This window comes from Bradyrhizobium sp. BLXBL-03, assembly GCF_051853015.1.
In the GTDB taxonomy this organism is placed as follows: Bacteria; Pseudomonadota; Alphaproteobacteria; order Rhizobiales; family Xanthobacteraceae; genus Bradyrhizobium; species Bradyrhizobium manausense.
Genome location: NZ_CP182470.1, coordinates 1139876 through 1164497, shown reverse-complemented (window position 1 = coordinate 1164497; position 24622 = coordinate 1139876). Strand labels below are relative to the sequence as shown.

The window sequence follows — 24622 nt, the reverse complement described above, 5'->3', positions numbered from 1 at the left end:
CTGCCTATCCGCAACACGGAGTACAATTTTTCTTATTCGTCTGAGATAGTTGCGTCTCTGGGAAAATTTATTCTACGTCATATTGCCCGACTGACGAGATAGACCTAGACTCCGCCAGCCATGATTGACCCGCCCTACCTCGCCCCGGGATTTAGTCCTCGGTATGAGCTGCGTCGGCAGCGGCTCGCTGAGGACGACACGCGGCCCGCTGGGATGAAAGCCAAAGATGCCTCCGATTGACACCGCTTTGATCGTTCTTGCAGGGATCGCCCTGTTTGCGGCCTTCGTGAACGGTGCGCTTGGCTATGGATTTTCGTCCCTAACCGTGCCGGTCGCGCTCGTTTTCTATGCCAACCGCGTGCTCAATCCGGCTTTGGTCCTGATCGAAGTCTTCGTGAACGTGTACGTTCTCTTTATCAATCGAGCCGGCGTTCCAGCTGTCTGGAAGCGCGTGTTTCCCATCCTCATCGGCATGCTGCCTGGCATCGCGGTCGGAGCCTATGCGCTTTCCCTGGTTCAGCCCGTCTGGATCAAACTCGCCACCTACTCGCTTATCCTGCCTCTTATTCTATTGCAGGCAGCCGGCTGGCGGAGGCCCATTCAACTACGCTGGCTGGTTGGCCTGCCCTTTGGAGCGACCCTGGGAATCCTGTATTCGTTAACGACCATTTCAGGCCCCCCTTTGGCGATGTTGTTCAACAACCAGGGTCTGGTCAAAGACGAGTTTCGAGCCGGCCTGGCGCTGGTTCGGGTAACCGAGTCCTGCCTGACAGCGCTCGCTTACTACTATCTCGGCCTCTTCATCGCAGAAAGCACCGCCATTTTGCCGGTGCTAGCTGTCTGTGCCACCGTTGGTATTCCGCTTGGCGCCTTTTTCATCCACCGGATGGATCCCGAGACATTTCGCCGGATATGCATGAGCTTTGATGCCTGGGTCGTGGGATTCGGTCTCTCGCGCGTGTTGATGGAGCTCAACCTGGCGGCAAGCCCATGGGCATACAGCGTGATGGCGGGTACGATCCTGATAGACGTCTATTTGTTGTACGTCTTTTTCAGCTCCCCCAAAGCGGCCTCGCGCGGCTCAAGAATTCCTGCGGGTTTGGCAGCCCGTTCTTCATCCGCGCTGAGGCACTGAAGCCCTGTCGCTGGATACGACTGGCCCGCGCGGACCAGTTTGCATCGATGTCCAATTTCAGTCGTAGGGTGGGCAAAGCGAAAGCGTGCCCACCACCTTTTTCAATCGGAGACAGATGGTGGGCACGGCGCAAGGGGCGCCTCTGCCCACCCCAGGGGCATCCCGGCCGTTATTCCGCCGTCCAGCCGCCGTCGATCGACAGATTCGTGCCGGTAATCTGCGCGGCATCGTCGCTGCACAGGAACAGCGCGAGCGCTGCGACCTGCTCCGACGTCACGAACTCCTTGGTCGGCTGCGCGTCGAGCAGCACGTCGTTGATGACCTGCTCGCGCGTGAGGTTGCGCGCCTTCATCGTATCCGGGATCTGCTTTTCCACCAGCGGCGTCCAGACATAGCCGGGGCTGATGCAGTTGCAGGTGATCTTGTGGGTTGCGACCTCCAGCGCCACGGTCTTGGTCAGGCCGGCGATGCCATGCTTGGCCGAGACGTAAGCCGACTTGAAGGGCGAGGCGACCAGCGAGTGCGCCGAGGCGGTATTGATGATGCGGCCCCAGCCCTTCTTCTTCATGCCGGGAACGGCGGCGCGGATGGCATGGAAGGCCGAGGACAGGTTGATCGCGATGATCTGGTCCCATTTCTCCGGCGGGAATTCCTCGATCGGCGAGACGAACTGGATGCCGGCATTGTTGACGAGAATGTCGACCGAGCCGAACGACTTTTCGCCGAGCGCGATCATCCCGGCGATCTCGGCCGGCTTGCTCATGTCGGCCGGCGAATAGACCGCCTTCACGCCGAAATCGGATTCGATCTTGGCGCGCTCCTTCTCGATGTCCTCGGGCGAGCCGAAACCGTTGATGACGACATTGGCGCCGGCAGCCGCGAACGCGCGCGCATAAGCAAGGCCAATGCCGCTGGTCGAACCTGTTACGACGGCGTTCTTGCCTGAGAGAGTACCCATATTATTCACTCCTTTTTGCCGGGGGCGCGGTGACGTCCCCCGTGAGATCGTAAGTCACCATGGTCTCGCCGGACTGCGGCTTCTCCAGCCAGTCCTTGTGGCGCATCGACAGATGCACGTCGCGCACGCCGCTTTCCCAGTGCTCGACCATGGCGACATGCGAGAAGTCGTAGTCCTTGGACGAGGATTCGTAGTTCTTGCTGCGATAGATCAGGTGCACCACCGTGACAGTGCTCTCACGAGAGACCTTCGCGAGGAACTCGACGGACGGGTCGTTCTTGAGATAATCGGGCAATTTGGCAATCAGCTCGCGCGCCGCCCTGCGGGCGTTGTGCAACTGCTTGTTCTTGTCGGTGTTCATTCGCGTGCGGCTGGAGAAGCGGATGTCCTTCTCGCGCTCGGTCGCCTCGAGCAGCGAATTCGGCAGATCGCCGCGGGCGCTGAACAGATCGACCTGGAAGATCAGCATGTCGCGATCAACCTCGGCATCGAGCACGAAGTCGAGCGGCGTGTTGGAGGCGATGCCGCCGTCCCAATAATGCTCGCCGTCGATCACGACCGACGGAAATCCCGGCGGCAGCGCGCCCGAGGCCATGATGTGCTCGGGGCCGATGAGCTTGCCGAGCTTCTTGAACTCGTAATTGTCGAAATATTTGAAGTTGCCGGAGGTGACGCCGACGGCGCCGACCGACAGCCGCGTCTTCAGATCGTTGATGCGATCGAAGTCGACGAGACGCTCCAGCGTCTTCCTCAGCGGCGCGGTGTCGTAATAGCTCTCGGCCTGGGGACTGCCCGGCGGCCAGAGCGGCGCGGGCGGCACGCGCGGCGTGAAGAAGCCGGGCACGCCGAAGGTCGCGATCAGCGCGGCACTGGTGGAATTAAACAGCTCGCGGCTGTGGTCGCTCTTGCCGATCGGCTTCCACGGCACCGGCGCGGAGACCATCTCCCAGAATTCCTTGAGCCGCTTGACGCGGGTGTGGCCCTCGTTGCCGGCGATGATGGCGGCATTGACCGCGCCAATCGAGATGCCGGCGACCCATTCGGGCTCGAAGTCGAAATGGCACAGTGCCTGATAGGCGCCGGCTTGATAGGAGCCGAGCGCGCCGCCGCCCTGGAGGACCAGGACGCGCTGCGCCTTCGCGGGGACTGTTGCGACTTCCGGGCTATGATCGGTCATAGGGGGATATTAGCAAATAATCGCAAAACGCGAGCCACCGTGGCGACAGTCTAGCGCGACGTCAATGCACCCGGGATCAAGTCTGGCTTATCGGGGATCGGTCGACGCCAGGATCATGGTCCAGAACACCTTGTACTTGGTGCCCGGAGCATAGCTCGCCGCGATGCCTAATTTTGTGACACCGCTCTTGAGCATGTTGGCGCGATGCGGAGGCGAGTCGCGCCAGCCGGAAAACGCTTCCGCCAACGTATGATAGCCGGCCGAGATGTTCTCGACCGCAACGGTGGCCGGATAGCCCCCGGCGTTGAGCCGCTTACCCAGGGGCGCGCGGACGTCATGGTCCATCTTGTTGGCCGCAGCCATGGCGGCCGACTGGGATTCGGCGAGCCGCATCAGTTCGGGGTCGATCTCGACGCTGCCGAGGCCGTTGTTCTGGCGATATTGCGAGATCATGATCGCCGCGGCCGGCGCGTCGAGCTTGGCGCCCGGGACCGACATGTCGGTATACATCGACGGCTGCTGGATCGGCGCTTCATTGCCGGCGCAGCCGGCGAGAAGCAAAATGAGAAGGATCGCGGCCGCAGCGCGCATGTTCAGGGGCTCCCAAATGAGGGGGCGTTGTTGCATACCAACAATGGCTGAAAGGTGAATTTTGAGGAAAATCGCAGTCGTCATTCCGGGGCGATGCGAAGCATCGAACTATGGTGCGCAAATTGCGCACCTGAGAATCTCGAGATTCCGGGTTCAGTGCTGCGCACTGCCCCGGAATGACGGGCGCCTCAACCCGCAAAGATGCGGTAGCGGCGGGGCTCGAGGCCAACGGTGTCGCCGGCGCGCAGTCCCCGGTCGCGGGGGGCGTCGATCTCGATGGTCTCACCGCCTGAGAGCGTGACCTCGGCCCGCTGCACCGGGCCGAAATTGCGGACGTGCTGGACCGCGCCTTCGAAGGCGCCCGAGCCGGCCGGGCCGACCACCATGTCATGTCGCCGCACGAACAGCCTTGACGCGCCAGGCGCCAGCCCCTCCGCGGCGAGCTGCAGCGGGCTGTCGCCCAGCCTGACCACGCCCCCGTCGACTTGAACCGGCAACTCGATGGACTCGCCGATGAAGCTGTGCACGAAGGCGGTCGCCGGCGTCTCGTAGACATCGTCGGGCGAGCCGACCTGCTCGATCCTGCCCTTGTCCATGACGACGACACGGTTGGCGACTTCGAGCGCCTCCTCCTGGTCGTGGGTGACGAAGATCGAGGTCACATGGATCTCATTGTGGAGCGAGCGCAGCCATTTGCGCAGCTCTTTGCGCACCTTCGCATCGAGCGCACCAAAGGGCTCGTCGAGCAAGAGAATGCGCGGCTCGATCGCGAGCGCGCGGGCGAGCGCGATGCGCTGGCGCTGGCCGCCGGAGAGCTGGCTCGGATAGCGGTCGGCGAGCCAGTCGAGCTGCACGAGATCGAGCAACTCTTTCACGCGCCTGCGGATGGTCGCCTCGTCCTTCCGGACCGCCCGCGGCTGGACGCGCAGGCCAAAGGCGACGTTCTCGAACACGCTCATGTGGCGGAACAGCGCGTAGTGCTGGAACACGAAGCCGACATGGCGCTCGCGCGCGCCCTGTGCCAGCGCGTCCTCGCCGTTGAAGGAGACCTCGCCGGCATCAGGCCAGTCCAGGCCGGCGATGATCCGCAGCAATGTGGTCTTGCCGGAGCCGGATGGGCCGAGCAGTGCGAGCAGCTCGCCGTCATTGACCTTGAGGTCGACGCCGTCAAGCGCAGCAAAGCTGCCGAACTTCTTGACGAGATTTTTGACTTCAATGGTCATGGACGTCGCGTCCTTCGTCGAGGTGACGTTCGAGGATGATCTTTGCGACCAGCGTGACCAGCGCCAGCATCGCCAGCAGCGAGGCGATCGCAAACGCAGCGACGAACTGGTACTCGTTGTAGAGGATCTCGACCAGCAGCGGCATGGTGTTGGTCTCGCCGCGAATATGGCCGGAGACGACCGAGACGGCGCCGAACTCGCCCATCGCGCGGGCATTGCAGAGCAGAACGCCGTAGAGCACGCCCCATTTGATGTTGGGCAGCGTGACGCGGAAGAAGGTCTGCAGGCCCGAGGCACCCAGCGAGATCGCGGCTTCCTCTTCCTGCGTGCCCTGCTCCTGCATCAAGGGGATCAGCGCGCGCGCCACGAAGGGAAAGGTCACGAAGGTGGTGGCGAGCGCGATGCCGGGCACCGCGAACAGGATCTGGATGTCGTGATCCCTGAGCCAGCCGCCGAAATAGCCCTGCGCGCCGAACAGCAGCACGAAGACGAGGCCGGAAATGACGGGGCTCACCGAGAACGGCAGGTCGATCAACGTGATCAGGACCGTCTTGCCGGGAAATTCGAACTTTGCCACCGCCCAGGCGGCGACCAGGCCGAAGACGAGATTGAGACTGACCGAGATTGCGGCGACCGCCAGCGTCAGCTTGATCGCCGCCAGCGCCTCCGGCTCGGCAAGCGCCGCGAGATAGGCGAGAATTCCTTTCGCGAAGGCCTGCGCGAACACCACGACCAGCGGCAGCACGACGAAGACGGACAGGAACGCGATCGCCAGCGTAATGATGACGAGGCGCACCGCCTTGGGCTCGGTGCGGAGATCGTTGCGCGCGGCGGCCGCATGGGCGCGCGACTTCGCGTCGGGCGAGGACAGCGAAACATTATCGGCGATCTGCATCGTCATCGCATTTCGCCCTAGTGCACCGGAATCCGGTCCTGCGCCCAGCGCTGCAACCGGTTCACCGCGAAGATGATGACGAAGGAGACGACGAGCATGACCACCGCGATGGCGGTCGCATCGGCGTAGCGGAATTCGGAGAGACGGATCACGATCAAGAGCGGCGCGATCTCGGAGACATTGGGCAGATTGCCGGCGATGAAGATCACCGAGCCGTATTCGCCGACCGCGCGCGCAAAGGCGAGCGCGAGGCCTGTGAGCAGCGCCGGCGCGAGCGAGGGCAGGATCACGCGGATGATGGTCTGCCAGCGGCTGGCTCCCAGGCTGCCCGCGGCTTCCTCGATCTCGGGATCGAGATCCTGCAGCACCGGCTGGACCGTGCGCACCACGAAGGGAATGCCGATGAAGATCATGGCGACGAAGATGCCGAGCGGCGTGAACGCCACCTTGATGCCGAGCGCGGCAAGCGGGGCACCCAGCCAGCCCTTCTCGGCAAACAGCGAGGTCAGCGCAACGCCGGCAACGGCCGTCGGCAGTGCAAACGGCACGTCAACGATGGCATCGAAGAGTCGCCGGCCGGGGAAACGGTAACGCACCAGCGCCCAGACGATGACGCTGCCCATGACGAGATTGACGCAGGCCGCAGCAAACGCAAGCCCGAAGGAGACGCGCAGTGCGTTCAACGTGCGGCGGCTGGAGAGGATGGCCCAGAACTGATCGAAACTGAGCTCGGTGGACCTCAGAAACAGCCCGGCGAGCGGAATCAGGATGATGACGGACAGCCAGGAAAGCGTCAGTCCCATCGTGAGACCGAAACCCGGCAAAGTCCGGCGTCGTAAAGCGATTGCGCTCACAAGGCCCCCTGTCAAACCCCCTCCGACGGCGCCCGATCAGTTCTTGTAGATCTGATCGAAGACGCCGCCATCGGCAAAATGGTCTTTCTGCGCCTTGGTCCAACCACCAAAAACGTCGTCGATGGTGAATAGTTCGACCTTGGCGAAGGAATTTTCGTATTTCTTGGCAATTTCGGCGTCGCGCGGCCGGTAGAAGTTGCGCGCGGCGATCTCCTGACCTTCCTTTGTATACCAGAACTGGAGGTAGGCCTCGGCAGCGCTGCGGGTGCCCTTCTTGTCGACGACCTTGTCGACCACCGCGACCGGCGGCTCCGCCAGGATGGATTGGCGCGGCGCGACGATCTCGAACTTCTCCGGGCCAAATTCCTTCAAGGCGAGGTAGGCTTCGTTCTCCCATGCGAGCAGCACGTCGCCGACACCACGCTCGACGAAAGTCACGGTCGAACCACGTGCGCCGGTGTCGAGCACCGGCACCTGCTGGTAGAGCTTGGCGATGAAATCCTTGGCCTTGTCGGCCGAGCCGAACTTCTTCTCGGCATAGCCCCACGCCGCGAGATAATTCCATCGCGCCCCGCCCGACGTCTTCGGGTTCGGCGTGATCACGGCGACGCCCGGCTTGATCAGGTCGTCCCAGTCCTTGATGGCTTTCGGATTGCCCTTGCGCACCAGGAACACGATCGTCGAGGTGTAGGGTGATGAATTCTGCGGCAGGCGCTTCTGCCAGTCTGCGGCGGTCAATCCCTTGGCCGCAATCGCGTCGATGTCGTAGGCGAGCGCGAGCGTCACCACGTCTGCCGGCAGGCCATCGATGACGCTCCGCGAGGACGCGCCCGAGCCATTATGCGACTGCTTGATCTCGACGCTCTTGCCGGTCTCCTTCTGATAGGCCGTCGCGAACGCCTTGTTGAAGTCGACATAAAGCTCGCGCGTCGGATCGTACGACACGTTCAGCAGATTGATGTCGGCGGCGTGAGCCGAGCTTGCCAAGAATCCCGTAACGAGCAGTCCTGCTGCGAGCGGAACGATACGGCGCATCATGTCCATCTCCATTCACATCGACGACAGCGGCGGCGTCGATGGCAGGCATAACTCGGGGCGAAACGCGCTTAAGTCAACGGAACCGGATTTTCTTGTTTGTAGAAAGGCAGCGTGCCTGTGCTACGAAGTCTTCATCGTATGGATGCCGCATTCTGTCTTGGCGCGGCCACGCCAGCGACCGGCGCGCTCGTCCTCGCCTTCGGCCGTTCTGCTCGTGCAAGGCATACACCCAACCGAGCGAAAACCCGACGCCGCAAGCGGGTGACGCGGCAATTTGGCGCGGACGAAGATCGCTTCCAGTTCCTCGCGCGAGACATTGGCGAACGGGTTGAACTTCAACCGCGCACCATCGTCCTCGACGACAGGAATATCGGCGCGCGCATTGCCCTGAAATCGCTTGCGGCCATTGAGCCAGGCCGAGAACGGCTTGAGCGCACGCGCGAGCGGCTCGACTTTGCGGATACGACAGCAGGCATCGGGATCGGAGAACCAGAGATCGCGGTCCGGATCTTCGCGCGTCAGCGTCTCCTCGGCAGGCCTGATCGAGCGGACGTCTTTCAGGCCAAGCGTTTCGATCAGCGTGTCGCGATAGGCCAGCGTCTCCTCGAACAGCCAGCCGGTGTCGAGAAAGATCACGGGGATCGCCGGATCGACGCCCGCCATCACCTTCAGCAGCGTCGCCGATTCCGTGCCGAAGGACGACACCAGTGCGAGCTTGTCGCGCCCGACCGCCTTCAGCGCAGCCGCGATGACCTCCGCGGGCGAGGCATCGCGCAACGCACGATCGAGCTCCTCCGCCGAAGGCAGCGTGGACACGGACGAGACCTGAGGCGCGATGCCGTTCACGTGCCGACGCCCTCGGAGTGACGCAGCTGCATGCGCCGGTGCAAGGCCGTGATACGGCCATCGCCGGTCGGCTGGTAGAACACCGAGTAGCGCTTTGCGGTCTGCATGAAGGCTTCGGCGTCGGCCTGCTTCTTGACCTCGAAGGAATCGAAGCCGGCGCGCAGCATGAACACGAACTGGTCGCGCAGGATCTGGCCGGTCGCGCGCAGCTCGCCGCGATAATTGTAGCGCTCGCGCAGCAGCCGGGCCTGGCTGTAGGCGCGGCCGTCACGGAAGGTCGGGAACACCAGCGCAACGGCGGCGACCTTGCCGAGATACGGCACGAGTTCGTCAATATCGCGGTTGTTCGGCCAGATCACACCGACCTTGCCGGTGCGCTTGAGCAATGCGTCCGCCTCGGCAATGAAGCGCTCGGCCGGCACCAGGATGTCGCCGCCCTCGGGCAGCGGCGTGTCGACGGCCAGCTTGACGAAGCTGTCGTCGACGATTTTTCCGCCATTAACGAGTGGCATAGACGCGCTCCTTGAAGGGTTCGACGCCGAGGCGCTTCACGGTGTCCATGAACAGCTCTTCGGGCCGCTCGCGCAGCGCGAGATAGGCCTCCACGACGTCCTCGATGACATCGGCGACTTCGTCGAACTTGACGCCCGGGCCGATCAAGGTGCCGAGCGCAGCGTTCTCGTCGGCGCGGCCTCCGATGGTGATCTGGTAGACCTCCTCGCCGTTCTTCTCGACGCCGAGAATGCCGATATGGCCGACATGATGGTGGCCGCAGGCATTGATGCAGCCGGAGATGTTGATGTGCAGACGGCCGATCAGGTTGGCGAGCTCGTGGTTGGCGAACCGCCGCGTCAGCTCCTGCGCGATCGGGATCGAGCGCGCATTGGCCAGCGAGCAATAGTCCAGGCCCGGACAGGCGATGATGTCGGTGATCAGATTGACGTTGGGCGTGGCGAGGCCAAGCTTGTCGAGTGCCTTCCACAGTGCCGGCAGATCGCGCTTGGCGACGTGCGGCAGCGCCAAATTCTGTTCGTGGCCGACGCGGATCTCGCCGAACGAATATTTGTCGGCGAGATCGGCCAGCGCCTCCATCTGCTCCGCGGTCGCATCGCCCGGGGGCTTGCCGATCGGCTTCAGCGAGATGGTCACGATGGAATAGCCCTGCACCTTGTGCGGGGCCACCGAATTCTTGCGCCATGCCTCGAAATCGGCGTCCGCCGCGGCCTGACGCAGTTCGTCCGGCATGTGCGGCAGCTTCTCGTAATTCGGGTAGGAAAAGCGGGAGCGGATGTCCTCGATCACCTCGTCGTCGATCTGGAGCGAGGAATTGCGGATGTGCTGCCATTCCTCCTCGACCTCGCGCGAGAATTTCTCGATGCCGAGCTCGTGCACCAGGATCTTGATGCGCGCCTTGTAGATGTTGTCGCGGCGGCCGTACTGGTTGTAGACGCGCAGGATAGCCTCGATATAGCTGAGGATATCGCGGCCATGCACGAAATGCTTGATGGTCTTTCCGATGAACGGCGTGCGGCCGAGACCGCCGCCGACCAGAACCTCGAAGCCGGTCTCGCCCTTCTCGTTCTTGATCAGCTTCAGACCGATGTCGTGGATCTTGATCGCGGCGCGGTCATGATCCGACGCGGTGATCGCGATCTTGAACTTGCGCGGCAGGAACGAGAATTCCGGATGCAGCGTGGTGTGCTGGCGGATCAGCTCCGACCAGATGCGGGGATCCTCGATCTCGCCGGGTGCGACACCGGCCCACTGGTCCGAGGTGACGTTGCGCATGTTGTTGCCGGAGGTCTGCATCGCATGGATGCCGACCTTGGCGAGATCTTCCAGCGCGTCCGGCAGCTCGGCGAGCTTGATCCAGTTGAACTGGATGTTCTGCCGGGTGGTGAAATGGCCGTAGCCGCGGTCATATTTGCGCGCAACATGGGCGAGCGCGCGCAGCTGGTTCGTCGCCAGCGTCCCGTAGGGAATCGCCACGCGGAACATGTAGGCGTGCAGTTGCAGATAGACGCCGTTCTGGAGGCGCAGGATCTTGAACTCGTCCTCGGTGAGCTCGCCCGAGAGGCGGCGCTTCACCTGGTCGCGGAACTCCGAGACGCGCTCGTTGACGAGCGTGCGGTCGATTTCGTCGTAAGCGTACATCAGCGAATGCCTTAAGCCTGGGCCGACTGACCGATGGTCACGCCGGTGCGGCGGATCTGTTCGCGCAGATTGCCGGGTTCGATCTTGCCGTCTGCGCCGACCTGCACCGGGGCGATATAGGCTCCCACGGCCCCGACGTCATCAGCCACGGATTCAGCAAGCAACGTTTTCGCCTCGTCGGAGTTGCGCACGATCGCGGCTTCCGAGAGGTCTGCGGACCAGCTCTTGGCGGCGGTGCGGTAGACCACGATGCCGTCCCAGGTCCGGTTGGCGGTCACAACCGAGGGGCCGGCGATTTTGATCTTCTTCTGTTCAAGCGGGGAGGTCATTCGGCTGCATCCAATAGGTCAGAGATGATTTGCTTCGGGGTTTGACGACGAAGCGACCCGGCATGCCGGACCACGTCGCCGATGATGAGGATGGCGGGACCGCCATGGGTCTGCCGCACCAGCTCAGGCAGGTCGCGCAGCATGCCGATCGCGCCTTGCGCGTCCGGCCGCGTGACACGGGCGAACACGCCGACCGGCGTCTCCGGCGAGCGGCCGGCGGCGAACAGGCCGGCGCGCACGGCAGGTGCCGCGGTCATGCCCATGTAAACAACGACGGTCATTTTGGCGTCGGTCAGCGTCGACCAGTCGACGGTCTCTGCATCGCGCGCCTTGTGCGCCGTGAGGAAGGTGATGCGGGTGGCTTCATGACGGTAAGTGAGCGGCACCTCGAAATCGGCAGCGCCGCCGAGGCCGGCGGTAATGCCGGGGATGATCGAATAGGCAACGCCCGCCGCGAGCAGCGCCTCCACCTCTTCGCCGCCGCGGCCGAATACGAAGGGATCACCGCCCTTCAGTCGCACCACGCGCTGGCCGGCTTGCGCGGCCTCGATCATGCGCTTGTTGATGGCGTCCTGGCCGATGCCGGGCTTGCCGACGCGACGGCCGACCGCAACGCGCGTGGTATCACGACGAATGCGATCGAGAATCTCCCCCGAGACCAGCTCGTCGTGGAAGACGATGTCGGCATCCTGCAATGCGCGCAGCGCCTTGATGGTGAGAAGGTCAGGATCGCCAGGGCCGGCGCCGACCAGCGCAACCGAGCCTTCCGGCTTGTCGTCACGCGCAAAATCGGACGGATCGGAAATAGCCTTCAGCGCCGCGCCGGCCTCGCTCTTGCGGCCTGCCAGCACGGCTGCGCCGATCGGACCATCGATCACGCGCTCCCAGAAGCGGCGGCGCAGCGGAAACTCGGCGATGCGCTCGTTGATGGATTTGCGGAAGTCGCCGATGAACTCGGCGAGCTCGCCGATCCGCGCCGGCAGCAGCGCCTCGATCTTCTCGCGCACGCGCCGCGCCACTACCGGCGAGGTGCCGCCGGTGCCGATTGCGACCACGACATCGCCGCGATCGACGATGGCCGGGAAGATGAAGCTGGAATGTTCGAGGTCGTCCATGACGTTGACGGGCAGGCCGAGCGATTTTGCCCGCGCCGACATCGCCACGCCAATATCGCCTGCGCCGGCGCAGACGATCGCAATGACACCGGCAAGATCAGATGCGAGCGGATCGCCGGAGGCGATCTCGATAGGCGCGGTGTCGTCGGAGTGCAGACCCAGATCGTGATTGCCGTCGATCGCGTACACACGGATGCGCGCGCCGGCAGCGGCGAGCACGCGCAGTTTTGCGCGCAAAAGCTCACCCGCGCCGATGAGGACCACCGGGCCGGCCTTGAGATCGAGGAACACCGGCAAGAACCGCATGCGATACTCGCTTCCCCCACATCCGGGGTTGACTGGAATTATTTTCTATATATGTGTCATTTCGAGCGTGCAAAGAGAAAATTTTTTCTTCTCTTCCGCACCGCAACTATAGAAAATTCGCCTCCAAACGCAAAGTGGCAGAGATGCATCTTCTCAAGACCGATTCCGGCACAGATGGGCTGAGCCTCGCAGCTTCCGTTTCCGAGCAAGTTCCGGTCGAGCAGACCGCCCCGGGCATGGACCATCTCGACCAGCTCGAAGCCCAGAGCATCTACATTTTCCGCGAGGCGTTTGCGCGTCTGAAAAAGATCGCCCTGCTGTGGTCGCTCGGCAAGGATTCAAACGTGATGATCTGGCTGGCGCGGAAGGCGTTCTTCGGCCGCGTGCCGTTCCCGGCGCTCCACGTCGACACCGGCAAGAAGTTTCCGGAGATGTATCGCTTCCGCGATCACTACGGAAAGGAATGGGAACTCGATCTGCGCGTCGAGCCTTGCCCGCCCATCGATGCCGTCGACCCAACGCTGCCGCCCGCCGCCCGTTCCGCCGCGCGCAAGACCGAAGGTCTCAAGATGGCGCTGGCCAAATACGGCTTTGACGGCCTGATCGCCGGCATTCGCCGCGACGAGGAAGCCACCCGCGCCAAGGAGCGCGTGTTCTCGCCGCGCGGCCTCGAAGGCAATTGGGACGTCCGCGACCAGCCGCCGGAGTTCTGGGACCATTTCAACGCCTCGCCGCCGCAGGGCGCGCATTTGCGCATCCATCCGATCCTGCATTGGACCGAGGCCGACATCTGGGCCTACACCAAGCGCGAGAACATCCCGATCATCCCGCTCTATCTGGCCAAGGACGGCAAGCGCTATCGCTCGCTGGGCGATCAGGACATCACCAATCCGGTCGCATCGTCAGCGTCGAACATCGACGAGATCCTGGCCGAGCTCGAACAGACCAAGGTGCCGGAGCGTGCCGGCCGCGCGCTCGACCACGAGACCGAGGACGCTTTCGAGCGCCTGCGCGTCGCCGGCTATCTCTGATTCAAGGACGCATCGCGGTCATGAACATGCTCGTCACCCCCACCTCGCCCGCCACGCCAAACGGGACCACGCGTCCGCAAGTGCGCATCGTCATCGTCGGCCATGTCGACCATGGCAAGTCGACGCTGGTCGGCCGCCTCCTGCATGAGACGGGCAGCCTGCCCGACGGCAAGCTCGAAATGCTCAAAGCCGTCAGCGCGCGGCGCGGCATGCCGTTCGAATGGTCGTTCCTGCTCGACGCGCTCCAGACCGAGCGCGACCAGGGCATCACCATCGACACCACGCAGATCCGCTTCCGCACCAATTCGCGCGACATCGTGCTGATCGACGCGCCCGGCCATGCCGAATTTCTGCGCAACATGATCACCGGCGCCTCGCAGGCCGACGGCGCGGTGCTGATCATCGATGCGCTCGAAGGCGTGCGCGACCAGACCCGCCGTCACGGCTATCTCCTGCACCTGCTCGGCGTGAAGCAGGTCGCAGTAGTGGTCAACAAGATGGACCGCGTCGACTTCTCCGCTGATCGCTTCAAGGAGATCAGCGACGAGATTTCCGCGCATCTCAACGGCCTCGGCGTGACGCCGACGGCGGTGATCCCGATCTCCGCGCGCGACGGCGACGGCGTTGCGGAGCGCACCGGCCGCATCGGCTGGTACAAGGGTCCGACCGTGGTCGAGGCGCTGGATCGGCTGGAGCCGGCGCGGCCGCTGGAAGCGTTGGCGCTGCGGTTGCCGGTGCAGGCGATCTACAAGTTCGATGATCGCCGCATCGTGGCAGGCCGCATCGAATCCGGCAGCCTCGTCGCAGGCGACGAAATCGTGATCATGCCGGCCGGCAAGATCGCCAGGATCAAGTCGGTCGAGAGCTGGCCCGTGACGCCGGTCGGCAGCCGCCAGGGGGCGGGCCGCTCGGTCGGCATCACGCTCGACCGCGAATTGTTCGTCGAGCGCGGCGATATCATCGCGCATGCGAGCACAGCCCCGCGCGAGACGCGGCGGCTTCGCGCGCGCATCTTCTGGCTGCACGACAAACCGCTCGCCAAGGGCGATCAGCTCTTGGTGCGCTGCGGGCCGAAGGAAAGCCGCGCCACGGTCGTCGCCATCGAGAAGGCGGTCGATCCGGGCGAGCTCTCGAGCAGCGAGAACAAGGCGATCGGCCGCAACCATGTCGGCGAGATCGACATTTCTCTGTCCAATCCGATCGCAACCGATCCCTACACCGAGAATCCGCGCACCGGCCGTCTCGTGATCGAAGTCGCGGGGCGCATCGCCGGCGGTGGCCTGGTGCTGTCGGTCGATGCCGGCCAGCGCGCCGTGCCCGTCGATATCGTGCCGGTGGAATCGGCGCTCCGTCCCGACGAGCGCTCAGCGCGCTATCGCCACAACGGCGCCGTGGTCTGGCTTACGGGTCTGCCGGCCTCCGGCAAGTCGACGCTGGCAAAAGCACTGGAGCGGCGTTTGTTCACCAATGGCGGCTCGCCCATCCTGCTCGACGGCGACACGCTGCGCGCCGGGCTCAACGGCGATCTCGGCTTCTCCGCCGCTGATCGCAGTGAGAACATCCGCCGGCTTGCCGAGGTCGCGACGCATCTGGCGCGCAATGGCCATATCGCGATCGTCGCCGCCGTCTCCCCGTCGCGCGAGGACCGTGCCACCGCCCGCCGCATCGCCGACATCGCGTTCCGCGAAATCCACGTCGCGACACCGGCGCAAGTGTGCGAAGAGCGTGACCCCAAGGGCCATTACAAGAAGGCCCGCGCAGGTGCGCTGGCCTCCTTTACAGGCATCGGCAACGACTACGAGGCGCCGCAAGCCGCTGAACTCGCGATCGACACGTCGAAGCGGACAGTTGCGGATGCCACGGATGAGATCGAGCAGATGCTGAAGTCGTCAGGCGTGCTGTTCGACGAAGTCGTGGACCTCGCTGCGAATATCTGAGCGGCCGATTGTCGCGCCACATCATCGGTGTCGTCCCGGCGAAGGCCGGGACCCATACCGCGTGATGTTCCGGTGTTTCTCCCTGTGGTTATGGGTCCCCGCATCGCCGGGACGACACCGGGGAGAGATCGCGCCCATTACTTTGGCATTTGCCCCCTAGGTGCCGCCCTCACGGGCCCACACTCCGTCTTGACATTTTGACAGACGCTCAGGGGTCTTCTCACCGCCCCGATTTTGAGGCTAATAGGTCTCGAAAGCTGCCCCCTGTGGGCGCATTTTGCTGCTGCCGGGTCAAAAGCAGCCAAAAACAGCCATTTCCAACAAGAAAGCCCATCATGAAACGCGTCGACGCCCACGGATTGAAGATCGCCCCCGTCCTTTTCGATTTCATCGCCAAGGAAGCCGCACCGAAAACGGGGATCGCGCCGGATGCGTTCTGGGCCGGGGTGGCCGCGCTCATCAAGGAATTGGGGCCGAAGAACCGCTCGCTGCTGGCCTTTCGTGATCAGCTCCAGGCCAAGATCGACGAATGGCACCGCGCCCACAAAGGCAAGGCGTTCGATCTCGATGCCTACACCGCTTTCCTCAAGGAGATCGGCTATCTCATCCCCGAGCCGGCGACGCAGAAGGTCGAGACCGCCAATGTCGACGAGGAGATCGGCAAGATCTGCGGCCCGCAGCTGGTGGTGCCGCTCACCAATGCGCGCTACGCGCTGAACGCGGCGAATGCGCGCTGGGGCTCGCTCTATGACGCCTTCTACGGCACCGACGCGATCCCGCACGATCCGTCCGAAACCGGCAAGGGTTACAACAAGGCGCGCGGCGACAAGGTGATCGCCAAAGCCAAGGCGTTCCTCGATACCGCCGTACCGCTCGCAACCGGCAGCCACACCGATGTCACCGCCTATAGCGTCGTCGCCGGCCAGCTCGCGGTGAAGCTCAAGAGCGGCAACGCCACCGCGTTGAAGAACGCCGCGCAATTCGCCGGCTTCCAGGGCGATGCAGCGGCGCCTTCCGCCGTCCTGCTCGTCAACAACGGCCTGCATGTCGAGGTGACGATCAACCGTGGCAGCGCGATCGGCAAGGACGATCCGGCCGGTGTTGCCGACATGATCATGGAGGCCGCAGTCTCCACCATTCTCGACATGGAAGACTCGGTCGCCGCGGTCGACGCCGAAGACAAGGTGCTGGTCTACCGCAACACGCTCGGCCTGATGAATGGCACACTGTCCGCCGATTTCGAGAAGGGCGGCAAGACGCTGACGCGTTCGCTCAACGCCGATCGCAGCTACAAGACACCTGATGGCAAGGGCGAGGTGAAGCTGCATGGCCGCAGCCTGCTCCTGATGCGCAATTGCGGTCACCACATGTTCACCGACGCGGTGCTGGACGAGAACGGCGAAGAAGTGCCGGAAGGCCTGCTCGATGCCGCCGTCTCCGGGCTTCTTGCCATTCATGACTTGAAAGGCAACTCCAGGGTCAAGAACAGCCGCACGGGCTCGGCCTATATCGTCAAGCCGAAGATGCACGGCCCGGACGAGGTTTCGTTCACTTGCGAGATATTCGACCGCGTCGAGAAGATGTTGTCGCTGCCCGAGAACACGCTCAAGGTCGGCATCATGGACGAGGAGCGGCGCACCACCGTCAACCTCAAGGCCTGCATCCAGCGCGCCTCCAAGCGTATCATGTTCATCAACACCGGCTTCCTCGACCGCACCGGCGACGAGATTCACACCTCGATGGAAGCGGGTCCGATGATCCGCAAGAACGAGATGAAGGCGCAGGCCTGGATCAAGGCCTATGAGGATTGGAACGTCGACATGGGCCTGACCTGTGGCCTGCCCGGGCATGCCCAGATCGGCAAGGGCATGTGGGCCGCGCCCGACAAGATGGCAGACATGCTGGCGCAGAAGCTTGGTCATCCGCAGGCCGGCGCCACCACGGCGTGGGTGCCCTCGCCGACCGCCGCGACCCTGCACGCGCTGCACTACCACCAGGTCAATGTCATCGCGCGCCAGCAGGAGCTGACCAAGGGCGGCCCGCGCGCAAAGCTCTCGGACATTCTCACCATTCCGGTGTCGAAGTCGAACTGGGCGCCCGATGACGTCAAGCAGGAGATCGACAACAACTGCCAGGGCATTCTGGGCTACGTCGTACGCTGGATCGACCAGGGCGTCGGCTGCTCCAAGGTGCCCGACATTCACGATGTCGGCCTGATGGAAGACCGCGCCACCTTGCGCATCTCCAGCCAGCATCTCGCCAACTGGTTGCACCAGGGCGTCATCACCGAGGCGCAGGTGATGGAATCGCTGAAGCGCATGGCCGTCGTCGTCGACAAGCAGAACGCGGGCGATCCGATCTACAAGCCGATGGCGCCCGCCTTCGACGGCGTCGCCTTCAAGGCCGCCTGCGACCTCATCTTCAAGGGGCGCGAGCAGCCGAACGGCTACACCGAATACATCCTCACCGCGCGCCGCCGCGAGGCCAAGGCGCTTGGCTAAGAAGGCGCTTGGCTGAGAAGGCGCTGGGCTGAGGCCGTTTGTTCGAACGTTGAAAGCCCCGACGTGAGCCGGGGCTTTTTTGTTGCGCACCCGTAGCCCGGATGGAGCGAAGCGCAATCCGGGCTACAAACTGAGACCGCGCTAGAACACCGCGAGATATTTCAGCAGCGACACGATGCCGATGATGATGACGATGACACGCGCGATCTGTTTGGCGCGCCCGTCCATCGGCAGCATGTTGATGAGATAAAGCACGAGGATGACGACGAGGAATGTAACGAGGACGCCGACCAGCATTGCAAGCCCCCTTCAGGCCAGTTGTTAACGAGATCTAACGTCGAGGCTTCGCATCGGGTTCCATGCCGGAAACCCATGCATTCGACAGTGCTTTTCGGCTGAAAGGGGCGCGCCATACAGCAAAAGTGACCTGCCAGCGGCCGTAATCCTGCGGTCGCGACCAAGTCTTTACGCTTTTATGGCCAAATGCCCGGAGACTGCCGCCGAGCGACGCGCAAATGCCCGCTCTGCGCCCCCGATTGAAGCCAGGGGCGCGGTGGAGTTCTTCACTGCCGGGGGGACGGGCGCCATGCTGAACCGCTTGACGGTATCTGCACTGCTGAGAAGTGTGATCCTGACCACGTCATGTTGCGTGGTCGTCGGGGCCTCGCTGATCGCCTGGGATTCCTGGCAGCGCCTCCAGATTGCCAACCGCATCGCCGTCATCGCTGACGCATCCGCCGACATGTTCAAGGCGATGGACCGGATGCGGGCCGATCGCTCCACGTCGAACCGGGTGCTCCACAACGATCAATCGCTGGATCCGGCGATCGAAAAATATCTGCGTGACCTGCACGACGTGGAGATGCCGGCAATGGCCCGTGCACGCGGTCTGCTCGGCAGCATCGACTTTACCGAGAAGCCGGCGCTGCTCTCCGAGTTCGACCGGCTGTTCGGCGCGCTCGGAGCTATGCAAAAGGAATTTTGGCAGGAGATCGCGAAGCCCAAGGCGTCGCGCCGCGTCGCTCTCGGCAAGGAATACATGGATACGGAAACCGCACTGGTCGTATTGCTCGACAAGGTATCCGGAATTCTCGCCGCCTCCATCAACCACCAGGACGCGGCCGTCGATCAGTTTCTGATCATCAAGCAGGCGGCCTGGCTGCTGCGAAACACGGCGGGCGACGCTTCGATTCTCGTTTCCAACGGTCTCGGCGCCGGAAAGGTCACTCCGGAGGCACGACTGTCCTACGTCAAGCTGGTCGGGGGTGTCGAGGCCGCCTGGAAGGGACTCGAGGTCTCAATCGGCGGCATGCAATTGCCGCCGGCGCTCTCGGACGCGATCGCCAAGAACAAGAGTGCTTATTTCGATCCGCAATATGTGGAGCTGCGCGATCGCCTGATGAATGCGCTGGCAGCGGGCGAAAAGCCCGAGATGGTGGCCAATGAATGGAGCCCGCTCAGCGTCGCTCGGCTGGGCGCCGCAGTCGGCGTGGCCGAGGCCGCGCTGGACGGGGCCAGCGAGCACATTTCCGCTCAGCGCGCTTCCGCGCTGCAGGCACTGACCCTGCAGCTGGTGCTGGTGCTCCTTGCGATCTGCCTCGCCGTCGGTCCGATGCTGGCTGTGAGCCGCCGTGTCATCAAGCCGCTGCACGACATGCGCGACGCCATGTTGAAGGTCGCGGGCGGCGATCTTTCGGTCGAGACGGGATACGAAGACAGGATGGATGAGATCGGCGCACTGGCCGGTGCACTGGAGACATTCAAGCAGCAGGCCACCGACAAGCTGGAGATCGAAGCCAAGGAACGCGAGCGCAACGCTGCGGCAGCGACCCGTCAGCGTGCCATGGAGAGCCACATCGGCGAATTCGAAGGGCTCGTGCGCAAGGCACTCGATGAGCTCAGTGAAGCCTCCGGCCAGATGCGAAAAACCTCATCCGATCTCTCCGCAGTGTCGCGGCAGACCAATGATCGCGTTCGTTTCGCCGAGAAGGCTTCTGGAGATGCCTCGCTGAGCGTCGACAGTGTCGCTGCCGCGTCGGAGGAGCTGAGCTGCTCCATCAACGACATCAGCCAACAGGCAGCGCATGCCGCAGGCATCGCCAGCCGGGCCGTGTCTCAGGCGCAGCAGACCGACGGCACGGTGCAGGGACTTGCCCGATCAGCGAGCCGCATCGGCGAGGTCGTCGGCCTGATCAACACCATCGCGGCGCAGACCAACCTGCTGGCGCTCAACGCCACCATCGAGGCCGCGCGCGCCGGCGAAGCCGGCCGCGGCTTTGCGGTCGTCGCCTCCGAGGTGAAATCGCTGGCGAGCCAGACCGCGAAGGCGACGGACGAGATCTCCGAGCAGATCGCAGACATCCAGAAGGTTGCGGGGGATGCCGTCAACGCGATCCAGGCGATCGGCGGCATCATCGGCGAGGTCAACGAGGTCGCCACCGCGATTGCGGCCGCCGTGCAGGAGCAGGGCGCGGCGACGCAGGAGATCACGCGCAGCACCCAATATGCCGCGCAGGGCACCAAGAACGTCTCCGACAACATCTCCGGCGTGAAGGCCGACGCCGACACCGCGGCCGGTGCGGCTGACAACGTCAGGCAGGCCTCCGAATTGCTGGAGACCCAGAGCCGCCAGCTCGGCGATCAGGTCAGCGATTTCCTGGGCAAGATCCGGGCGGCGTAGGCTGTTCTACTCCTTCGCCACCACGGGCAGCTGGCGGAATTTCGCGCGCACGGACTCCGGGAGCGGCGAGAAATTCATCGCGACGCCGCGGCGGTCGTCGGCGTTGCGGTTGGCGATGACGAGGCCGTCGTTGCCCGCGACGATGTCGCCCTTGCGCAGGGTTGGGTCGTCCTCGATCTTGACCTGGGCAAGCCCGACAGGGTCCTTACCGTTGCAGGTACAGCCCGCGACAATCTCGTTGCGATAACGGAACGCGTTGGGCAGATCGGAATAGGATTTGCCTCTCTCCGTGGTGGCCTCGTCGATGCTGCTACCATAGACCAAGGACGTCTCTGAAGCCGGGCAAAAGCTCTTGCAGGATTGCGTCTTGCTCTCCGCATCATTGCCTTGCGCCGGGAAATAGCGGCCATCGCAGCCACGCACGCAATAGGCCGTGCCGCCGCCATAGGACGCGCGCTGGCGCGGCGCGTCATAGCGCGGCATGTCGGCATTCGGGAACGGCACGCGAATCTCCGGCGGCGGCCGCATGCGGAAGCCCCCGAACAGCGCCGAGAAGAAGTCCTCCGCATGCGCCGCGGGCGCGAGCGCAAGGCCAAGCGAAGCGACCGTGACGAACGCGGCGGCGCCCCCAGCGAGCTTGCTGATCGAACTTCTCATCATGTAACCTCACTCGACTCGTCAATCCACCGACGGCGCCGAGACGTTCAACGCCTGGCGCCCGGAGGGTAGTGTCGTCACCGCCGGCCGCTTGCGGACGGGATCACCCCCGCGCGCCATCAACGGCGCATTCTTCGGCAGCACAACGACCTTGGTGCCGACGTTGACGCGGTTGAACAGGTCGGTGACATCCGCGTTGGTGAGGCGGATGCAGCCGGACGAGACGAACTTGCCGATCGTGGTTGGATCGTTGGTGCCGTGGATGCGATATTCGCTGGAGCCGAGATACATCGCGCGCGCACCGAGCGGATTGCCCGGACCGCCGGCAACGAAGCGCGGCAGATAGGGCTGGCGCGCGATCATCTCCGCCGGCGGATGCCAATCCGGCCATTCGGCCTTCCGGCTGATGCTCTGCACGCCCGACCAGGTGAATCCCTCGCGGCCGACGCCGACGCCGTAGCGGATCGCGCGCCCGTTGCCGAGCACGTAATAGAGATAAGTGTCGGCGGTATCGATGACGATGGTGCCGGCGGGCTCATTGCGGTCGAAGCTCACGATTTGCCGGCGCAGCCGGTCGGGCAGCACTGCATCTTCGTCGGTGGCCTCGGGCGCCTCGCTGGCATAGTCCTGCGAATGCGTCTGGCCCAGGGGATAGGCCTGCGGCTGCATTGGCGCATAGCCTGACGTCTGCGCCTGAGCCGCGAACGGTACGGTCAGCAAGGCTGTCGCGAAGGCACAAGCGGTAACGACGCGCGGCGCGAAGCTGCGGCGGACGACGGAGAACTTTGTCATGTGCTGCCCCGTTGGATGTGTGCATCTGGGTGATGCTGCTGGCCGATAAACGCGGGAGCGCCGGCTCAAGTTCCGCCGCCTTTTGCGGCAGATGCGTCACAGTCAAGCGAGCTCAACTTCACGAAGCCGCGACGGAACCTCGGCACATGGCGCGCGTTCTCCTGTGAGCAATGGGCGCGCGGAGGCTTCCGTGCGGGGAGAGATATATTGTGCGCGTCCTTCCCAGTGAACGTCTGATCTCCGGCAACGACGAGGGTTCTCCGCTTCCTGACAGCCATCTCGAGCTGCCGCCGGTGATCCGCCGTACCGAGTTCGTCGCCTTTGCGCTCGCCGGCTTGCTTTTGATCGCCGTCGTCGCCGTGCTCTATGTCGCCAAGGCGTTCTTCCTGCCTGTCGTGATGGCCATGGTCGCCGGCACCATGCTGTCGCCGGCCGCCACCTTCCTGGAAAGGCGGCGCGTGCCGCGCGCCATCGGCGCCGTCCTCATCGTCATTGCGGTCACCGCGATGGTCGCGTTCGTGGTCGCACTGATCGCCGCACCCGCCATGGAATGGAGCTCGCGCTTGCCGGAGCTGGGAGCGCAGCTGAAGGACAAGCTGCATGTCTTCGACCGGCCGCTGGCGCTCTGGAGTGAGCTGCAAGCCATGGTCGGCGGCTCGGAGGGACTGCCAAGCTTCCAGATTCCCAAATTCGAATGGGTGCAGCCGACGCTGGAATTCCTGTCGCCGACTTTCGCCGAATTCCTGCTGTTCTTCGCCACCCTGATCCTGTTCATCGCGAGCTGGGGAGATTTGCGGCGCGCCTTGATCATGACATTCGGTGAGCGCGACGCGCGGCTGCGCACCTTGCGAATCCTCAACGAGATCGAGGTCCATCTCGGCAACTACCTGCTGACCGTGACCGTCATCAATATCGGCGTCGGGATCGCCACAGGCATCGTGTGCGCGGTCACCAGAATGCCAAATCCGGCCGGGCTTGGTGCGCTTGCGGCTGCGCTCAACTTCATTCCCATCATTGGTCCGGTTGCAATGTTCGCCATATTGGCCATCGTCGGTGTCCTGGCGTTCCCGACCATCGGCGGCGGCCTGGCTGCGGCGATCGCCTTCGGCGGTATCACCTTCCTGGAAGGGCACTTCGTCACGCCGACCATCATCGGCCGCAGGCTGGCACTGAATGCGCTGGCGGTCTTCGTCGCCCTCGCCTTCTGGACCTGGCTGTGGGGACCGATGGGCGCCTTCCTGTCATCTCCGCTGCTGATCGTCGGGTTGATCCTGAAGGAGCATCTGTTGCCGGAGGACGCACCCCAGCTCCCGCCGGAGTGACGGCCGCCGCAAACGGAACTTCCCCGAAGACGACGCGTTTTCCGGCTATCTCCGCCGACAGCTTTGGAGCCCTTTGATGTCAATGACCAATGGCGAAGCCGGGACGAGAGACTGGATCGACAAAGCCACCGCAGAACGCCTCGAGAAGGATGTAGCAGCCGTGAAAAGCGATATCGCCGCCCTCACCGATCAGATCACCGACGCCCTCAACACCTTCGCCAACGCCACGGGCAAGCAGGCCCGGCGCGGCTACAAGCAGGCGCGCGACAACATGGATTCGACGCTCGACGATGTCTCGGAGCGCGGCAGCGCGATGATGGACGCGGCGCAGGATGCCTATGGCTCGATCGAGGAGACGCTGGAAGAGGCGATTACGCAGCGGCCGCTCGCGACCGTCGGTGTCGCGCTCGGCATCGGCTTCCTGATCGGCTTTGCCTGGCGCCGCTGAGGCGCGATGAACAACGAGGTCACGACGGCCGTCGCTGCCGTGACCGGCAGGTCGTGAATTGGCTGGTGAGGATCCGAGGAGCAAGGCTGTGTTTCAGCGTATCATCGACGGCATCAGCGCATCGACGGGCACGACCGTACGATTGACCTCGCTGGCGGCAGGTGCGGCGCTCGCGCTGTTCATCACCACATGCTTCCTCTGCGCCGCGGCCTTCATCTCGGTCCTCGACAAATACGGCCCGGTTCGGGCCTGCCTTGCCGGCGCCGGCATCTTCTTCCTGCTGACGCTCGCTGCCGCCGGAAGCTATTGGGGCTACAAACGGGAAATCCAGACACGCGCCCGTATCGCGGCCGAGCGCGCCGCGAAGGCCGCCCCGAGCATGCTCGCCGATCCCATGCTGATCGCCACAGGCCTGCAGATCGTCCGCGCCATCGGGGTCAAGCGGCTGCTACCGATCCTGGCGATCGGGGGCGTTGCGCTTGGCATCATGGCAAGCCGCATTGGCGTCCCCGACGAGGCACCGGCCGAGCCCGCCGAATAAGACCGAGTCACGCTAAGAAAGTTGCGCCACCAACCGAGCAGGAAGGGTCGCGGCGACTCGACGCGCCGCCTCTGCGCAATATTTCGCCAGTC

At 63.8% G+C, this 24622-nt stretch carries 23 protein-coding genes; 8 read left to right on the top strand and 15 right to left on the bottom strand.

Translation table 11 applies throughout. The features are described 5' to 3' along the window. Nucleotides 1-226 precede the first annotated feature (226 nt). Complete coding sequence (locus ACNJX9_RS05565) at nt 227-1135, top strand: sulfite exporter TauE/SafE family protein (RefSeq protein WP_439408075.1); 909 nt, start codon at nt 227-229, stop codon at nt 1133-1135. Between the two features lie 169 nt (nt 1136-1304). Here ACNJX9_RS05565 and ACNJX9_RS05560 read toward each other — a convergent pair whose 3' ends face one another. From ACNJX9_RS05560 to cysG, 12 genes are all read right to left on the bottom strand, one after another. Beyond that, a complete protein-coding gene (locus ACNJX9_RS05560) occupies nt 1305-2093 on the bottom strand; it encodes a 3-hydroxybutyrate dehydrogenase (protein WP_057759367.1) in 789 nt (262 codons plus the stop codon). 1 nt (nt 2094) lies between these two features. After that, the gene (locus ACNJX9_RS05555) at nt 2095-3270 is read right to left on the bottom strand and encodes a DUF3734 domain-containing protein (RefSeq protein ID WP_057759369.1); all 1176 of its coding nucleotides are present in this window, start codon (nt 3268-3270) and stop codon (nt 2095-2097) included. A gap of 87 nt (nt 3271-3357) precedes the next feature. Beyond that, complete coding sequence (locus ACNJX9_RS05550) at nt 3358-3861, bottom strand: CAP domain-containing protein (RefSeq protein ID WP_057759371.1); 504 nt, start codon at nt 3859-3861, stop codon at nt 3358-3360. A 188-nt stretch (nt 3862-4049) separates the two neighbouring features. After that, on the bottom strand, nt 4050-5084 hold the full coding sequence (locus ACNJX9_RS05545) for a sulfate/molybdate ABC transporter ATP-binding protein (protein WP_057759373.1): 1035 nt from the start codon (nt 5082-5084) through the stop codon (nt 4050-4052). Next, on the bottom strand, nt 5074-5985 hold the full coding sequence (cysW, locus tag ACNJX9_RS05540) for a sulfate ABC transporter permease subunit CysW (RefSeq protein WP_057759375.1): 912 nt from the start codon (nt 5983-5985) through the stop codon (nt 5074-5076). Before cysW ends, ACNJX9_RS05545 begins: the two co-directional genes overlap by 11 nt. 11 nt (nt 5986-5996) lie before the next feature. After that, a complete protein-coding gene (gene cysT / locus ACNJX9_RS05535) occupies nt 5997-6833 on the bottom strand; it encodes a sulfate ABC transporter permease subunit CysT (RefSeq protein ID WP_439408074.1) in 837 nt (278 codons plus the stop codon). Between the two features lie 36 nt (nt 6834-6869). After that, the gene (locus ACNJX9_RS05530) at nt 6870-7871 is read right to left on the bottom strand and encodes a sulfate ABC transporter substrate-binding protein (protein WP_439408073.1); all 1002 of its coding nucleotides are present in this window, start codon (nt 7869-7871) and stop codon (nt 6870-6872) included. A gap of 120 nt (nt 7872-7991) precedes the next feature. Continuing rightward, the gene (locus ACNJX9_RS05525; protein ID WP_439408072.1) at nt 7992-8717 is read right to left on the bottom strand and encodes a phosphoadenylyl-sulfate reductase; all 726 of its coding nucleotides are present in this window, start codon (nt 8715-8717) and stop codon (nt 7992-7994) included. Beyond that, nucleotides 8714-9229, bottom strand: a complete 516-nt coding sequence (locus ACNJX9_RS05520) for a DUF934 domain-containing protein (protein ID WP_057759381.1) — start codon at nt 9227-9229, stop codon at nt 8714-8716. The genes ACNJX9_RS05525 and ACNJX9_RS05520 overlap by 4 nt, the downstream gene beginning before the upstream one ends. After that, nucleotides 9216-10871, bottom strand: coding sequence for a nitrite/sulfite reductase (locus ACNJX9_RS05515; RefSeq protein WP_057759383.1), 1656 nt, complete (start codon nt 10869-10871; stop codon nt 9216-9218). The genes ACNJX9_RS05520 and ACNJX9_RS05515 overlap by 14 nt, the downstream gene beginning before the upstream one ends. An 11-nt stretch (nt 10872-10882) precedes the next feature. Then, a complete protein-coding gene (locus tag ACNJX9_RS05510; protein WP_057759385.1) occupies nt 10883-11200 on the bottom strand; it encodes a DUF2849 domain-containing protein in 318 nt (105 codons plus the stop codon). Continuing rightward, complete coding sequence (cysG, locus tag ACNJX9_RS05505) at nt 11197-12621, bottom strand: siroheme synthase CysG (protein ID WP_439408071.1); 1425 nt, start codon at nt 12619-12621, stop codon at nt 11197-11199. The genes ACNJX9_RS05510 and cysG overlap by 4 nt, the downstream gene beginning before the upstream one ends. 236 nt (nt 12622-12857) lie before the next feature. Here cysG and cysD point away from each other — a divergent pair, with 236 nt between their 5' ends. From cysD to ACNJX9_RS05490, 3 genes are all read left to right on the top strand, one after another. After that, on the top strand, nt 12858-13652 hold the full coding sequence (cysD, locus tag ACNJX9_RS05500) for a sulfate adenylyltransferase subunit CysD (RefSeq protein ID WP_057759901.1): 795 nt from the start codon (nt 12858-12860) through the stop codon (nt 13650-13652). Nucleotides 13653-13672: 20 nt separating this feature from the next. Then, nucleotides 13673-15589 carry an adenylyl-sulfate kinase gene (gene cysC / locus ACNJX9_RS05495; protein ID WP_439408070.1) on the top strand — a complete coding sequence of 639 codons (1917 nt, stop codon included), beginning with the start codon at nt 13673-13675 and terminating at the stop codon, nt 15587-15589. 335 nt (nt 15590-15924) lie between these two features. Further along, entirely contained in the window at nt 15925-18090 is a 2166-nt protein-coding gene (locus ACNJX9_RS05490) for a malate synthase G (RefSeq protein WP_439408069.1), read from the top strand. A 141-nt stretch (nt 18091-18231) separates the two neighbouring features. On the opposite strand, the gene ACNJX9_RS05485 is transcribed toward ACNJX9_RS05490, so the two are convergent. Beyond that, nucleotides 18232-18387 carry a Thivi_2564 family membrane protein gene (locus ACNJX9_RS05485; protein ID WP_008546817.1) on the bottom strand — a complete coding sequence of 52 codons (156 nt, stop codon included), beginning with the start codon at nt 18385-18387 and terminating at the stop codon, nt 18232-18234. A gap of 289 nt (nt 18388-18676) precedes the next feature. Here ACNJX9_RS05485 and ACNJX9_RS05480 point away from each other — a divergent pair, with 289 nt between their 5' ends. Next, a complete protein-coding gene (locus ACNJX9_RS05480; protein WP_439408068.1) occupies nt 18677-20770 on the top strand; it encodes a methyl-accepting chemotaxis protein in 2094 nt (697 codons plus the stop codon). Nucleotides 20771-20776: 6 nt separating this feature from the next. On the opposite strand, the gene ACNJX9_RS05475 is transcribed toward ACNJX9_RS05480, so the two are convergent. Beyond that, nucleotides 20777-21430 carry a DUF2865 domain-containing protein gene (locus ACNJX9_RS05475; RefSeq protein ID WP_439408067.1) on the bottom strand — a complete coding sequence of 218 codons (654 nt, stop codon included), beginning with the start codon at nt 21428-21430 and terminating at the stop codon, nt 20777-20779. Nucleotides 21431-21448: 18 nt separating this feature from the next. Next, nucleotides 21449-22219 carry a L,D-transpeptidase gene (locus ACNJX9_RS05470; protein WP_439408066.1) on the bottom strand — a complete coding sequence of 257 codons (771 nt, stop codon included), beginning with the start codon at nt 22217-22219 and terminating at the stop codon, nt 21449-21451. A gap of 209 nt (nt 22220-22428) precedes the next feature. On the opposite strand from ACNJX9_RS05470, the gene ACNJX9_RS05465 reads away from it, so the two are divergent. The 3 genes from ACNJX9_RS05465 (at nt 22429) to ACNJX9_RS05455 (ending at nt 24530) form a co-directional block, all read left to right on the top strand. Further along, nucleotides 22429-23541, top strand: coding sequence for an AI-2E family transporter (locus tag ACNJX9_RS05465; RefSeq protein ID WP_057759398.1), 1113 nt, complete (start codon nt 22429-22431; stop codon nt 23539-23541). Nucleotides 23542-23617: 76 nt separating this feature from the next. Next, the gene (locus ACNJX9_RS05460; protein WP_057759400.1) at nt 23618-23989 is read left to right on the top strand and encodes a DUF883 family protein; all 372 of its coding nucleotides are present in this window, start codon (nt 23618-23620) and stop codon (nt 23987-23989) included. Between the two features lie 88 nt (nt 23990-24077). Next, entirely contained in the window at nt 24078-24530 is a 453-nt protein-coding gene (locus tag ACNJX9_RS05455) for a hypothetical protein (protein ID WP_439408065.1), read from the top strand. Nucleotides 24531-24622 lie beyond the last annotated feature (92 nt).

What these genes read in the sequence shown, in the direction of transcription:
- cysW (WP_057759375.1), bottom strand. Translation starts at nt 5,985, where the DNA reads ATGACGATGCAGATCGCCGATAATGTTTCGCTGTCCTCGCCCGACGCG.
- ACNJX9_RS05485 (WP_008546817.1), bottom strand. Translation starts at nt 18,387, where the DNA reads ATGCTGGTCGGCGTCCTCGTTACATTCCTCGTCGTCATCCTCGTGCTT.
- ACNJX9_RS05545 (WP_057759373.1), bottom strand. Translation starts at nt 5,084, where the DNA reads ATGACCATTGAAGTCAAAAATCTCGTCAAGAAGTTCGGCAGCTTTGCT.
- cysD (WP_057759901.1), top strand. Translation starts at nt 12,858, where the DNA reads ATGGACCATCTCGACCAGCTCGAAGCCCAGAGCATCTACATTTTCCGC.
- ACNJX9_RS05475 (WP_439408067.1), bottom strand. Translation starts at nt 21,430, where the DNA reads ATGATGAGAAGTTCGATCAGCAAGCTCGCTGGGGGCGCCGCCGCGTTC.
- ACNJX9_RS05470 (WP_439408066.1), bottom strand. Translation starts at nt 22,219, where the DNA reads ATGACAAAGTTCTCCGTCGTCCGCCGCAGCTTCGCGCCGCGCGTCGTT.
- ACNJX9_RS05530 (WP_439408073.1), bottom strand. Translation starts at nt 7,871, where the DNA reads ATGATGCGCCGTATCGTTCCGCTCGCAGCAGGACTGCTCGTTACGGGA.
- cysC (WP_439408070.1), top strand. Translation starts at nt 13,673, where the DNA reads ATGAACATGCTCGTCACCCCCACCTCGCCCGCCACGCCAAACGGGACC.
- ACNJX9_RS05480 (WP_439408068.1), top strand. Translation starts at nt 18,677, where the DNA reads ATGCTGAACCGCTTGACGGTATCTGCACTGCTGAGAAGTGTGATCCTG.
- ACNJX9_RS05565 (WP_439408075.1), top strand. Translation starts at nt 227, where the DNA reads ATGCCTCCGATTGACACCGCTTTGATCGTTCTTGCAGGGATCGCCCTG.
- ACNJX9_RS05460 (WP_057759400.1), top strand. Translation starts at nt 23,618, where the DNA reads ATGTCAATGACCAATGGCGAAGCCGGGACGAGAGACTGGATCGACAAA.
- ACNJX9_RS05490 (WP_439408069.1), top strand. Translation starts at nt 15,925, where the DNA reads ATGAAACGCGTCGACGCCCACGGATTGAAGATCGCCCCCGTCCTTTTC.
- ACNJX9_RS05510 (WP_057759385.1), bottom strand. Translation starts at nt 11,200, where the DNA reads ATGACCTCCCCGCTTGAACAGAAGAAGATCAAAATCGCCGGCCCCTCG.
- ACNJX9_RS05555 (WP_057759369.1), bottom strand. Translation starts at nt 3,270, where the DNA reads ATGACCGATCATAGCCCGGAAGTCGCAACAGTCCCCGCGAAGGCGCAG.
- ACNJX9_RS05515 (WP_057759383.1), bottom strand. Translation starts at nt 10,871, where the DNA reads ATGTACGCTTACGACGAAATCGACCGCACGCTCGTCAACGAGCGCGTC.
- ACNJX9_RS05520 (WP_057759381.1), bottom strand. Translation starts at nt 9,229, where the DNA reads ATGCCACTCGTTAATGGCGGAAAAATCGTCGACGACAGCTTCGTCAAG.
- ACNJX9_RS05560 (WP_057759367.1), bottom strand. Translation starts at nt 2,093, where the DNA reads ATGGGTACTCTCTCAGGCAAGAACGCCGTCGTAACAGGTTCGACCAGC.
- cysG (WP_439408071.1), bottom strand. Translation starts at nt 12,621, where the DNA reads ATGCGGTTCTTGCCGGTGTTCCTCGATCTCAAGGCCGGCCCGGTGGTC.
- ACNJX9_RS05550 (WP_057759371.1), bottom strand. Translation starts at nt 3,861, where the DNA reads ATGCGCGCTGCGGCCGCGATCCTTCTCATTTTGCTTCTCGCCGGCTGC.